This window comes from Gottfriedia luciferensis, assembly GCF_002156865.1.
Taxonomy (GTDB): Bacteria; Bacillota; Bacilli; order Bacillales; family Bacillaceae_G; genus Gottfriedia; species Gottfriedia luciferensis.
In genome coordinates, this window is record NZ_NCTA01000029.1 from 1 (window position 1) to 12,967 (window position 12,967).

Annotated in this window: 11 protein-coding genes; 2 read left to right on the forward strand and 9 right to left on the reverse strand. The window is 32.9% G+C overall.

Annotated features, from left to right (window positions below; translation table 11 throughout):
* Positions 1 to 896: 896 nt before the first annotated feature.
* From B7R67_RS16475 to B7R67_RS16495, 5 genes are all read right to left on the reverse strand, one after another.
* Entirely contained in the window at positions 897 to 1,151 is a 255-nt protein-coding gene (locus B7R67_RS16475; protein ID WP_088072081.1) for a spore coat protein, read from the reverse strand.
* A 13-nt stretch (positions 1,152 to 1,164) separates the two neighbouring features.
* The gene (locus tag B7R67_RS16480) at positions 1,165 to 1,353 is read right to left on the reverse strand and encodes a hypothetical protein (protein ID WP_088072082.1); all 189 of its coding nucleotides are present in this window, start codon (positions 1,351 to 1,353) and stop codon (positions 1,165 to 1,167) included.
* A 142-nt stretch (positions 1,354 to 1,495) separates the two neighbouring features.
* Positions 1,496 to 2,977: an amino acid permease gene (locus B7R67_RS16485; protein WP_088072083.1), complete on the reverse strand. Its 1,482-nt coding sequence runs from the start codon at positions 2,975 to 2,977 to the stop codon at positions 1,496 to 1,498.
* 642 nt (positions 2,978 to 3,619) lie between these two features.
* Positions 3,620 to 5,614: an alkyl/aryl-sulfatase gene (locus B7R67_RS16490; protein ID WP_088072084.1), complete on the reverse strand. Its 1,995-nt coding sequence runs from the start codon at positions 5,612 to 5,614 to the stop codon at positions 3,620 to 3,622.
* 228 nt (positions 5,615 to 5,842) lie between these two features.
* Positions 5,843 to 6,877 (reverse strand): AI-2E family transporter, encoded by a 1,035-nt coding sequence (locus tag B7R67_RS16495; protein ID WP_088072085.1) that lies wholly within the window; start codon positions 6,875 to 6,877, stop codon positions 5,843 to 5,845.
* A gap of 456 nt (positions 6,878 to 7,333) precedes the next feature.
* On the opposite strand from B7R67_RS16495, the gene B7R67_RS16500 reads away from it, so the two are divergent.
* The gene (locus tag B7R67_RS16500; protein WP_088072086.1) at positions 7,334 to 7,774 is read left to right on the forward strand and encodes a hypothetical protein; all 441 of its coding nucleotides are present in this window, start codon (positions 7,334 to 7,336) and stop codon (positions 7,772 to 7,774) included.
* A gap of 13 nt (positions 7,775 to 7,787) precedes the next feature.
* Entirely contained in the window at positions 7,788 to 7,916 is a 129-nt protein-coding gene (locus B7R67_RS22685) for a hypothetical protein (RefSeq protein WP_268876040.1), read from the forward strand.
* Here the strand turns inward: B7R67_RS22685 and B7R67_RS16505 are convergent.
* From B7R67_RS16505 to B7R67_RS16520, 4 genes are all read right to left on the reverse strand, one after another.
* Positions 7,913 to 8,404: a (2Fe-2S)-binding protein gene (locus tag B7R67_RS16505; RefSeq protein WP_088072087.1), complete on the reverse strand. Its 492-nt coding sequence runs from the start codon at positions 8,402 to 8,404 to the stop codon at positions 7,913 to 7,915. The two genes, B7R67_RS22685 and B7R67_RS16505, sit on opposite strands and share 4 nt — an antisense overlap.
* Positions 8,404 to 9,237: an FAD binding domain-containing protein gene (locus B7R67_RS16510; protein WP_088072088.1), complete on the reverse strand. Its 834-nt coding sequence runs from the start codon at positions 9,235 to 9,237 to the stop codon at positions 8,404 to 8,406. The genes B7R67_RS16505 and B7R67_RS16510 overlap by 1 nt, the downstream gene beginning before the upstream one ends.
* Before the next feature lies 1 nt (position 9,238).
* Positions 9,239 to 11,557, reverse strand: coding sequence for a xanthine dehydrogenase family protein molybdopterin-binding subunit (locus B7R67_RS16515; RefSeq protein ID WP_088072089.1), 2,319 nt, complete (start codon positions 11,555 to 11,557; stop codon positions 9,239 to 9,241).
* A 299-nt stretch (positions 11,558 to 11,856) separates the two neighbouring features.
* Complete coding sequence (locus tag B7R67_RS16520) at positions 11,857 to 12,756, reverse strand: LysR family transcriptional regulator (protein WP_088072090.1); 900 nt, start codon at positions 12,754 to 12,756, stop codon at positions 11,857 to 11,859.
* Positions 12,757 to 12,967 lie beyond the last annotated feature (211 nt).

The following is a 12,967-nucleotide window of genomic DNA, read 5'->3' on the forward strand; positions in this document are numbered from 1 at the left end:
GAAAAGAGATTAAAAGACTTTAGAGAATTTTATTAATTTCCTTTTAGTATTCCTATCAATCTGTTTTCCCCTTCTTCCCCTGCCTTGCCTGCTCTACCTGCTTTTTAGTTCTCCCACCTTCCACTCCAATTTATGTCTTTAAATTGCATAAAATCTTTTTCAAATATGTGTATTGAAAAAATTCAAAATTAACATTATAGGAGCCTTACCTTAATAAGTAAGATTATCAGCTTTTCACAGTTAATTAATGGCTTAAATTCGTTCTTTACCTTTTCGTTTTATTTTTTCTTACTTCCCTAATGACAAATGCGAAAATTGTAATTACTAATACTATTATTCCAAGTTGGTATGCTATATCAAACCAATTACATTCGATTTATTCATCCTACTCCTCTATAGAAATATAATTAACAGATTTATTATAACCTACTGCTTGTTCCACACATTTGCACCGTACAATTTTGTACCACAAACGTAAGCTTTTCCATCTTTTCCGGAGGTATTCAAATCATACAATGTTGTTTTCACTGTCCAAGTGATTACTAGAATTACTAATAAAATAGTAAACCTTTACAAAAATTTCATCTTATTAACCTTCATGAACAGATTGTTTTAATTATCGTATCATGGATATTTAAAACGAGTTATTCCTACCACAGATTGTCTGCAAAGATTCGGAACGTTTTTTTCCAAACCCCTTGTGGGCTCTTTCTCCTTGATCCTCCTTCATTGTTCCTGCTCTTAAGAATGCGAGCATCCTGTTACGGAAATCGTTAACAGAGTCTAAAACAAAAAAGACTGTCGGCATTCTCGATTTTCATCGAGTTTGTCAACAGTCTGAAGCATTCTTAATTCAAATGCCTTTTTGTTTTGAAACAAGATCTCAAAAAATCTATTTACTGATTAGAAGTTAATTCTGATTTAAACTGTTGGATTACATCGGGCGAAGCCGGTGCTGCTGGCTTGTAGTACCCTTTTTCAAGTGCATAGTTATATACTGTACGCTGACGGGCTTCATCTTGATTGCGTAATTGGATTAATTGTTGACGTAACTCAGAGTTATTAGACTCATTAATAAAACCAGCGTAAGCCGTTAAACTTGCATTTAGTCCTGCTAGATAATCACTAACCATATCTTTATCTTGAAACATAGAAAAACTCCCCTTATCCTAAAAAATTTAATAATTGTTCTTTTGATTGTCTTGCAGATTGAGCATCTCTTTGTAAAAGTGCTTTCAATTCAGGATCTGTGCATTGCTCTGCATATGCTTCTAATTTGTTAACGATCGTACCATGCCCTCCGATTAAATGACGAAGATTCTCTAATTCAAGCTCTGTTAATGACTGATTCATATTAATTTCTCCTTTCGTACAAAAAATTACATTCTTAATTTTCCTAAATTCTGTAAAAAAATACATGAAAAGTCCTGAAATATAAAAAATAAAAAAGCTCAATCCATGTTATACATAGATTGAGCTTACATTATTTATATTCTTATTCTCTGCTAAAATCTGCTTCTTCTAAAGGAACCATTTTTGTTTTCTTGACTACTTTATAGCCAATATAGCCAAGGATAAATAAAGGTAGTCCAATATAAGAAACTGCAATGCCATACCAATCAACATGATTTCCAATAAATGCTTGGTAATTTGTTCCTAACATTGCTACTAAACATAAAACAGTTGCTAAGATTGGACCAAATGGGAACCATTTCGCTAAATATGGTAAATCCTTTAATTTTCTTCCTTGTGCACGATATGCTTTACGGAATCGATAGTGAGTAACAGAGATACCTAACCAAGAAAGATAACCTGCTAATCCTGCTGCGTTTAGTAACCAATTATAAACCGTTCCGTCACCGAAGAATGAAGTTAAGAAACAAAGCATTCCGATTAGTGTAGTAGCGATTAACGCATTGATTGGAACGCCACCTTTGTTAACTTTTTTTAAGAATTTTGGTGCTTTACCTTCTTCTGCTAATACCCATAATACACGAGAACCAACGTATAAACTTGAGTTTCCAGCAGATAATACTGAAGTAAGAATAACTGAATTCATTGCCGCAGCTGCGAATGCTAGTCCAGCATGTTTAAATACTAATGTAAAAGGACTAATCGCAATATTTTCAAGATCTCCACCTAATAGGTTTGGATCTTTATAGCTAATTAAACAACCGATTACGAAAATCGCTAAAACGTAGAATAATAAAATACGCCAAAAGATTTGTTTAATTGCTTTCGGGATATTTTTTTCTGGATCTTCACTTTCCCCTGCAGTAACCCCAACCATTTCAGTTCCTTGGAAAGCGAATCCAACAATCATAAATACGCTAAAGATTGACATCAATCCGCCTTTAAATGGTGCTTCGCCTTTTGTAAAGTTATCAAAACCGCCAGTATGACCGTTCATAATACCAAAAATCATTAATAAACCAATTACGATAAAGATAATAATTGTAGCTACTTTAATAATCGAAAACCAAAATTCTGACTCTCCATATCCTTTTACAGATAGAACGTTTAATCCAAAAATTAGGAAAAGGAATATAGCACTCCACATGATACCTGGAGTATGTGGGAACCAATATTTCATTATCAATGCCGAAGCTGATAACTCTAAAGCGAGAATAATTGCATTGTTGTACCAATAGTTCCAACCAACTGCAAAACCTAGTGCAGGATCAACAAATCTTGCCGTATATGTGCTAAAAGAACCTGAAATTGGAATATAAGTCGCCATTTCAGCTAAGCTTGTCATTAAGAAATAAACCATGATTCCCGCAATTAAATAAGCAGCAAGGGCTCCACCTGGACCTGCATCATGAATCGTTGCTCCACTTGCTAAGAAAAGTCCAGTTCCAATCGTACCACCCATCGCGATCATTGTTAAATGTCTTGTCTTAAGTTTTCTCTCTAAATGCTCTTTTTTAGGAGCAGAACTTTGAATAAAATCATTTTTACGGCTCGTATTTTGCATGAATACACCTCTTTTATGTTTGAATTGAAATTTCCCCTATTACGAAAAAGACTGCTTTTATTTTCGATTAATTCATTACACTACTAATCTAAAAATCACATAAATTTGGCGACTTGTGGCAAGTCATAATCTAAACTACCTATTTTTATACTAATCCTGAATCTTGGACGATGTAAAGATGTAAATCCTCCCTTCTCTAAATTGCCAATCGATTAATCATAAATTTTTCTTAGAATCTAGTAAGTGATAGCGTTTTCATTTTTTTTACTCTCATTAGTGAGATGCACTTAATTAAAACTATCATAATTTGACGAAAAATAGAAGTAATTTTTTTACAATTTAGACTATTTAGAGTAATACAAGAATAGTATTTTCAAATAGCATTGCATATTTTTACATTATAACGAATCATTATTAGTTTTGTGAAGTGGAAAATAAAACAAAAGTGGATGAAGTATTCATCCACATAAAAAATTCAACTACATAAAAAAAATAAAAAATAATTTCATTTTCTTTTAAAATGAAACAACTTTAACTGTTGATTTCGTAGCATGGTACCTACGATTTTCAAATTTTTTCCAATTTATGAATGAACAAAAAAATTTTCGGAGTCTAACTCCCCCAAAAAAACTTCCATTTCTTTTATGGAGTCACGATATTCACCCAAGGATCAAATTGATCAAATAAGGTTACCATCTCTTCAAATTTATCTTGATTACCTTCAACGAATACTTTTCCATTTTCTACTGCTTTTTCAAAATCTATTCTTCCAAGAACGATTAAATAAAAAGTTACTTTATTTAAAGTTACTGTTGCATCAGGCTTCTCAATTACCGTGTTTGGTTTATAGTTTAAAACAGAGTTTCTTACCTCTACTGAATAGTTTGTTTTCATGTCAGTAAAATTCACATTAAATGTAAAAGTTTTCCCCTCCGCTTTTGGTCCATTTAATTTAATTGAAGTATAATCTAAAAAATCATTTATCGGCATACTTAAAAGTGTTTCGAGGTTAACCGTATGAGCTTCCTTCGACTTATTTTTTACAACGCCTTTTCTTAACTCTTGTGCACCTGTTAAATAAAAATTACGCCAAACAGCAGATTCCGCTTGATACCCTAATTGTTCATATGCCCTAGCAAGTAAGTCCTTTGCTTCTTTATTACTAGGATTCGTCATCACCACATTTTTTAATACTTGTGCCACCCAGCGATATTCTCCTTTTGAAAAGTCAACTTTCGCTTGCTTCAATACATTTTTCTCCCCACCCATGTATTGAATCGTTTTAGCCCCGGTTTCCTCCTGTGGTAGAGGATCTAAGTCTGATGGATTCCCATTAAAATAGCCTAAGTAAAAATTATAAACTGCTTTAGCATTTTGTTTTAAATTTCCGTAATAGCCCCTATTCGCCCAATAACGGTCTAGACTTTTTGGAAGTTGTATTTGTTCTGCTATTTCATCTGCTGTGTAACCATGATTTGCTAATCGAATGGTTTGATCATGTATAAACTTGTATAAATCGCGTTGTTTCGAAAGATGTTCTAACACTCGATCCTTCCCCCATGTCGGCCAGCTGTGAGCTGTCGCCATCGCTTTGATTTCTTCTTTTCCAAATAGATCAATCGTATTATCTAGTGCTTTCACCCAGTCAGAAGTATCTCTTGTTTTTGCTCCTCTGAGTGTATATAAATTGTGCATTGTATGGCCTGTGTTTTCCGCAACGAATAAAGTTTTGAAATCATATAGATAGAAGTGCATTTCTGAAGGAGCTTCCGTGTTTAATGTTAATAAAAATTTAAACTTGATTCCATCAATTTCCATTGATTGGATTGGATCCTTGATTTCAATAGTTGGTGGAAGAAAGCTAATTGTACCTGTACTAAGTCCGGGACCTACGCCTGCAGTCACAAACCCGTGCTTATTTATAGGTAAGAGACTTCCAAACATATAGCCAGCACGTCGAGACATGATGTTTCCTAATAAGACGTTTTCACTAAATACTTCTTTCGTAAAATTAGTTGGAACGATAATCTGGACATTTTTAGGATTTGCTGCATATTGTATAATCCCTTTAACGCCTCCAAAATGATCTGCATGACTATGACTAATAACAATTGCACTAACAGGTTTTTTAGGACGATGCGCGTAATAAAGTTCCATTGCTGCTTTGGCAGTCTCAACAGAACTTAAAGTATCTAAAACGATTAATCCTGTTTTTCCTTCTACAATCGTCAAAACAGAAATGTCTTGTCCACGAACTTGATACACTCCGTCAACAACCTTATAAAGCCCAGACGTATTTTGAAGTTGAGCTTGTCTCCACAAACTTGGATTAACAGTAATTGGTGAAAATTTTCCTTCTTTAATAAATGTGTATTGACGTTGATCCCAAATCACTTTCCCTTGTGAATTTTTAATTGGCTCGAGATTTAGTGGTGCGATAAAGCCTCTATGTGCATCTCCAAAATCTTTTTTATCTGAAAAATTTAATTGATTAGTCATTTTTGAATATGATTTCGTTGTGTATTTTGTAGGAGGCATCGTTTGAGAGATAGCTTTGCAAAATATTGATGAACTAATCATAAACGTTAGAACAGTGAGTAACGTAGTCAAACCGTTTAAAACTATTTTTTTATACATGATTCTACTCCAGAAATTGTTTTTTAGTTAAACTTCATGACAAGTACTTTTAACAGATTTTTGAATAGCATCCCCTCATTTTTCCAAATTATGTAATCTGTTAAGGGCAGGAAAGAACAGGAAGAGCAGGAAAAGCTAGAAGGCATATAGTACAGGAGTAAACAATAAATTTAAAACTCAAAAAAAATAGATGATACCGATTCATAAAAGATCGATATCATCTTTATTTTATTCTTTCACTTCATTTTCACTAGCTTCGTTTTCATTTACATCTAAAACATCTAATAAGAAGATAAATACAGGTATTCCGATAATCAGACCCCATACTCCGAAAAAGCGTTCTGAAAAAACAAGAATTAGAAATGTATAAAAAACTGGCAAATTTGTTTTAGCTGATATTAGCTTTGGATTTAGAAAATAACTTTCAAGTGCATGTAAGACTAATATCATCAATATAACGTACATGATATGAGACATTCCACCGATTGTATATGCTACCGTACACAGTGGAATTAATGAAATAAACATTCCAGCCACAGGTATAAGACCTAGTAAAAAGATTAACAATCCTAATCCAATTAATTGTGGAAATCCCATTATTTTTAATGCAATAACAGAAAGAAAACAATTAACAAGAGCTATTAGAAACTGAGCTTCAATTACTTTACCAAAAGAACGAGAGAATCGCTCACCAAAGTATGCCATTTCATGATAAAAAAGTGATACTTTGCTTTTTTCAAATCGTTTTGTAAACGCGACGATTCTAGGTTTTTCAAGTAGAAAAAAGAAACTCAAGACAAGAGCTATTAATACCTCAATGCCCCATTTACTAATATTAGTCGCATACTTATATAAAAAATCCAATCCCTGCTCTGTATAACCTGATATTTCAACTTTCTTAATTGCAGTAACGATGTAATTAATAATCGGATCGTTTGGTGGATTCATATAAAATACTTTTATTTGAACCAACAGTTGCACAACCTGTGAAGAAACGATTGGTAAATAATTATATATCCCTACAACAATTGCCGCCACAACTAGTAAATATAAAACATACACAATAACCAACCGGTTAACTGGCATGATCTTTTTTAACGCAGCCATAATAAATTTATGTATTCGATTCATTAAATAAGTAAATATGAAAATTAGTAATACTAAGTTTAGTATTTTCCTAATTAAGATCAAAACAAGTACGATACAAAAGATCATCGCTAAGCGTCTAAACGTGCCATTTTGAAAATATTTTTTTACTTCCATCTCACAACCCCCTCACTTTCTTTTTAATTTGTTGAGTAGAATGGACAACTCTTATACTTTTATTTTATACAAACATAACCACATCCAATAAGGAAGTGGTTAAACAAGCTTTTATTTCAAAAATCATCATCTACTATTTTATAAAATCAGAAATCTTCAAAAAGTATGTTTAAAAGTCATTTCTCAATTCATTTTTATTTAGGAAAATCTTTACTTATGTTAGTTTAATTTTAAAAGAAAAAGGTCACAATATATTTTACCAATTCTATTGTCAAAATGAAAGATGCTGCTAACCAGGTAAGTGTAGCAGCATCTTTTTATTGTGTCTACTTGTATTTAATCTAATTTTTTACAGTTTTATGTCAATTAATGATAATGTCTTTTTTAATCCCTATACTCGCCAACTATTCACACTTGGGCCTTTTATGAATAAGATAGGCATAAGGGTGTGATCCAATGAATAACTCTACCATTACGGAAGAAATTAGAGTCATCGCTACTCTTCAACGGGAATTAAATATTGCAACTGCTGCACTATTACTAACTGGTCAAATTACTATTATTGGGGTATTTGTAACGTCAGGTGAATTTAGTCTTTCTCTAAGTGGTCCCTTATTTGGTAGAGAACGGGTTGAAAGTAAATTTGGTGATCAATTAACGAATTCCTTAATAGATGTAATCGATATAATCATCGCAGTGCTTTTATTAATTGACGAAGTACGAGTTGTAAGCTCTGTTGTTGGTCCTAGTAGATTTACCGTCAATGTTAGTGGTCCTATATTTGGTGCCCCAGTTAGTGAACCGACACTACCATTTCTAAAAAAAGGCTATAAATTTTTTAAAAAAATTGTATCGAAACACTTTGAAATTGATCCACTATTCTTTAGTAAAAAATAAAGGAATGATGAGAATGTCTTTAACTGATATCCCTACAGTTAGACCTACTGATACTCAAATTTTTCTGATGGCTATTTCAGTAATAACATTTATTTTCTTCTTTACTCAACGTAAACCGAGTGACTCTATTACTTCTTCTTAACTTATTTCATTTGTATTTTCACTTTGTTCAATAACAGATAAAACAGCTTCTTCAATTTCTTCATAGCAAGTGCATCTACAAATATTCGAAGAAAGCCATTCTTTCATAATCTCAAAGGTTGGTTGAGGATGTTTCAATAATAAGGCATGGCAATTCATAATAAAACCAGGTGTACAATAACCACATTGAAATGCAAAATGTTCAACAAATGCTTTTTGAATTGGCGAGTCTTTTAATCCTTCAATTGTCGTGATTTTTTGATCAACTGCCTCTATGGCAAGCATAATACATGACTTATATATAGTATCATTTACAACTACTGAACAAGCACCACAATCTCCATTTAAACATCCTGGCTTTGCTCCCGTTAGACCAAGCTTATTTCTAAGAACATAAAGAAGTGTGTCAGCCGGACGTATTTCAACTTGACGATTTTCTTCGTTAATATTTAATGTAACACTTATTTTTTTTATTGGAGACTGGTCCATCACCTTACCTCCATTTCTAAAATAATCTCTTCGAGTGTATTTCTTAATACAAACAAGCGGTATTCATTTGATCCTTCGACATCATTGAGCACTTCACCAGGAATAAACTGTAGTGCATTTTGGATTCTTTCTTCAATCGTCAAACTGGAATTGTTTAATTCTGATTCCATTTGTTTCGAACGAAATGGGTAAGCACATAGGCCGCTAAAAGCAAAACGCAATTGATTTTCCACTTTAATCGAAGCAATCGTTAGTAATGGATAACCTGTATCCCATTGCTGACGTTTTTTTATGCTTATAAATGGTAGAGAACAATATTGTTTCTCTGTTAAAAATTGAATAAGAAATTGCCCTTCTTCAAATTGAAACGTTTGATGAAATATTTGCTCAATTGGAGAAGTTTGTATTCCATTTATACCAGCCACAATTACCTGACTATCGCAAAGTAGAAATGGTAAAACCGCTTCACGGTAAAAAATTTGACCACATACATTCCCACCAAGTGTTATTTTATTTCTTGCGGTGTGGTCGGCGATTTCCATGGAGGTATTTGTTAACAAAGGGAATAAGTTCTTTTCTTCAATATAAGTAAGTGTAAGTGCCGCACCTGATAATAAGTAGTCCTGATTAAATTCAAATAAATTGCACTCTTTGATCTCTTTTATATCGATAATGATGTCAGGATCAATTATATTTAAGCGACCAAGTGTTAAAATTTCTGTTCCACCAGCATAATACATAGGTTTCTTATTTTGATTCCTAAAGAAATAAAAAAGTTCCAATGCTTCTTTAATCGTCATTGGTTTATAGTATTCTATATTAGAAGATAACAATCTAGATCCCACCTTCTTTTACTTTCCATAATAGTTCTGGAATCAGTGGTAAATAGTTAACGTTTGCAGATAGTGCAGTTGAGAGACAATTTCCAAGAGCGGCTGGCATACCAAGTAAACCGTGCTCTCCTGCTCCCCTAGCACCAAATGGGGCATCGATTTGTGGAGTTTCGACAAATGCTACTTCATATTTAGGGTGCTCCCCAAAGCGAATCGGTCGATAGGTTCGTAATTGCGGATTTAAAACTCTGCCCATTGTATCAAAATAAAAAGTTTCTCTAGCAGCAAACGATAGCCCCATACTCATCGCACCTTTTACCTGTCCAACTGCAGTCTTTTCATTTAATACTTTTCCAATATCAACTACTGATACAGCTTTTACAATTCTATAAGTATATGTTTTTGTATCAATTTCAATTTCTACACCATGCGCACATACTGTCCATTCAGGTCCTGGTTTGCCAGCTCCCGTTTCTCGGTTTATATACGTCAAGCCAGTTAGAATGTAATGTCCTCTTCCGATTATTTGCCCTCCAATTGAATTACCATTTGGAAACGTGTAACCGTAAGCTATATCCTTTATGGGGATATATTTATCAGGTTCACTCTTTATAAATACCTTTCCATATCCAACATCCAAGTCTTCAACAGGAGCACGCAATACACATGAAGCTATATTTTTTATTTGATTGATTAAATCTTGAGCAGCGGCTAGTAAGGCTCTTCCTGCCATAAAGGTTCCTCTACTCGCTACGGTTTTCCAATGTTCAGGAGTATTTAACGTATTGATTTTCATTTGAACATGAATATCGTTGACATCCATTTTTAGAACTTCAGCTAACATTTGTGCAAGAATTGTTTTTGTACCTGTTCCAATTTCTACAACTCCGGAAATCAAATTGATACTACCGTCAGGATTGTAGATTAATATAACACCAGAGCTTGCATTTGGTGTAATTGTCGAGGTTTTCCAGGAACAGCTAATCCCTTTCACCCTAAGTTTATTATTGCCTAAATCAATCATTTGACCTTCCTGCCAATTCATTAACCCTTTTAATTTCTCAATACATTTCGGTAGATTTCCGACTGTGCTTGAATTTAATACAACTTGTGTAGGTGTTTGATCCCCAGGCATAATTGCGTTTAGCTCTCGAAGCTCGAGAGGGTCCATATTCAATTTTTTTGCCAGAACATCCATTGCTCTTTCAAAAGCAAAATGCACTTCTGAATGACTAAATCCTCTAAAAGGAGCTGGATACGTATGATTTGTATACATACAATACGAATCGCACCAAATATTTTCTATATTATATGGTCCCGTACAATCAACTGCCCCTGCCCGAGTCAAATCAATTGATTTATCAGCATAAGCTCCGCCATCCCAAAAATAATTAATTTCTGCAACTTTTATGATTCCTTCATTTGTACTACCAAGTTTTACATTTGATTCAAGACCAATATGTCCAGGAGACGACAGCATATCATCTTCCCGAGTATTTAATATCTTTACTAATCTACCATCTACAGCATTAGATGCAATATATGCAAGTAACTCTAATTGAATTGCTCCTTTACCACCATAGCCTCCACCTACAAATGGAGTATTTACAATGACTTTACCAGGTTTAATTCCGAAATAGTCAGCGATTAATTTCTTAACCATAAATGGAGCTTGAGAGGATGTTGTAATTTCAACTGTGCCGTTTTGATGTATTTGAGCAAACGAGCATCTAGTCTCCATCGCGGCATGATCAGACGGTCTAAATGCAAAACTTTCATCCACCACTACTTCACTTTCTTCCCATCCCTTGTCTTTATCACCTTTACGAATTTTAATTTTTGTGGCAATATTTGTACCTGGCTCTGGATAAACACCTTCTGATTTTTTATACTCACCAAGATTTGGATGAAGAAGCGTTGCATCTGGCTTTAGAGCTTCCGATGGTGAATTAACAACTGGAAGTAATTCATAATGGATTTTTATCGCATCAGCACCTTTTTGTGCTTCAGATGGATTATTTGCGACAACAATTGCGACTACTTCACCATAAAATCGTACACGATCAAAAGCGATTGGATAACGGTCTTTTAACCCTTCCCCTACTAAAGGTAGGTTATCTCCAAGTATGATTTTACGAATTCCTGGGATATTTTGAGTTTCAGATACATCAATATCTCTTATAATTGCATGCGCATATGGGCTGGTGACCAATCTTGCATGGAGCATTTCATTCGTTTCATAATCGGCTGTATATTTAGCGTGCCCCGTAACTTTTTCGAAAGACTCTTTTCGAGGAATTCCTTTCCCAATTATATGCATAATGTTTTTTCATCTCCTTACTTTGAAAAACATATACGTAAGACTTTCTGTAAACCTCCTAATATTATGTGTCTAGTAATCAATTACTTTTTGATTTCTTATATGATTTATAAATTTTAATTAATATGAAATTCTTTAGAAATTTATGTTTTAAAAACAAAAAAAATGCCCAGATTGGCTAATCAGGCATCTTTTCAACTGTAACTTAAATAATAGAGGAAGATTTCCCTGTTAGGGGCAGCTTGAAAAATAAAAAAAGATAGTGTAGTCAGATTCATTTACTGGCTTCACTATCTTTTTTAAATATTATTTTTAAACTGATTTTTTAATTCTTCAATAAATTCTATTGCAAGTGACGATCTATTTTTTGATTGTAAATATATCAACCAAAAATCTAGCTCGAAAAACGTATCTTCCTTTAGAGGAATAATTTTAATGTCGCCATTTAAGACCATTGGACGATTTCTAATTGAAAAATTATGTAAATATAAAATAGCCTGGCTTTCTTTAACAAGCTCATAAAGCAAGCTACTTCTATTTGTTTTAAGAACTACATTTTTAGGGTTCATTTTCGATATTTTTTGCAAAGTCTTATAATCTGAGTTTTTATACATAACGATTTTTGCATTAATTAGTTCACTAGGTGATACAGTTTCATAAGAGTAAAATGGTGATTTCTTGCCTACTGCAATACAAATATGTCCTTTATATAAATGTTCAAATCTTATAAATTTTTCTTTTTTTAATTCTTTGATTGTACTAGGTATAAGAGCAAAATCATAATCTAGTTTACTGAAATTCTGAATCATATTAGTAGGATTTTCTTCAACTACTTCAAAAGTAACATCATTTTTTTTCGAATTGTACTTAACCATCGTTTCCTGAAGAATAGAAGAAAAGGTTGGTGCTGTTAAAATTTTCAAATGGGTGTCGCTTCTATTTTTTATTTCATCTATTTCTTTATTAAGCTCTTTAATTGTACTTAATAAAGTAATTGCTTTTGATATAACAATTTCTCCTTCAAAAGTTGGTATAACACCTTGCTTAGAACGATTAAAGATTTTAATACCAAGCTCATTTTCCAATTGTGTAATTGATTGACTCATTCCAGAAGGAGAGATAAATAATTTTTCCGCTGCTTTCGTGATTGACATTTCTTTTGCCGCACAGACTATATGTTCCATTTGCTCAAAATTCATTTTTTCAACTTCTCCTTAAAGAAAACTATAGTCGACTTAATTGTAGTGATTTAAAAAAATCTTTTCATTCATATTATTATCATATCTAACTTCGAAATGCGTAACAATAAGTTTTATATTTAATTAAAATCATTTTTATAACAGATCTCAAGTCAAAAAAAAGAAGACAAGAATACTAATTTATCTGTATTCTTGTCTTTTATATTTTGGG

Bases quoted from the DNA above. Each gene is read 5' to 3' on its own strand.
- B7R67_RS16475 (WP_088072081.1), bottom strand. From the start codon at position 1,151: ATGTTTCAAGATAAAGATATGGTTAGTGATTATCTAGCAGGACTAAAT.
- B7R67_RS16480 (WP_088072082.1), bottom strand. From the start codon at position 1,353: ATGAATCAGTCATTAACAGAGCTTGAATTAGAGAATCTTCGTCATTTA.
- B7R67_RS16485 (WP_088072083.1), bottom strand. From the start codon at position 2,977: ATGCAAAATACGAGCCGTAAAAATGATTTTATTCAAAGTTCTGCTCCT.
- B7R67_RS16490 (WP_088072084.1), bottom strand. From the start codon at position 5,614: ATGTATAAAAAAATAGTTTTAAACGGTTTGACTACGTTACTCACTGTT.
- B7R67_RS16495 (WP_088072085.1), bottom strand. From the start codon at position 6,877: ATGGAAGTAAAAAAATATTTTCAAAATGGCACGTTTAGACGCTTAGCG.
- B7R67_RS16500 (WP_088072086.1), top strand. From the start codon at position 7,334: ATGAATAACTCTACCATTACGGAAGAAATTAGAGTCATCGCTACTCTT.
- B7R67_RS22685 (WP_268876040.1), top strand. From the start codon at position 7,788: ATGTCTTTAACTGATATCCCTACAGTTAGACCTACTGATACTCAAATT.
- B7R67_RS16505 (WP_088072087.1), bottom strand. From the start codon at position 8,404: ATGGACCAGTCTCCAATAAAAAAAATAAGTGTTACATTAAATATTAAC.
- B7R67_RS16515 (WP_088072089.1), bottom strand. From the start codon at position 11,557: ATGCATATAATTGGGAAAGGAATTCCTCGAAAAGAGTCTTTCGAAAAA.
- B7R67_RS16520 (WP_088072090.1), bottom strand. From the start codon at position 12,756: ATGAATTTTGAGCAAATGGAACATATAGTCTGTGCGGCAAAAGAAATG.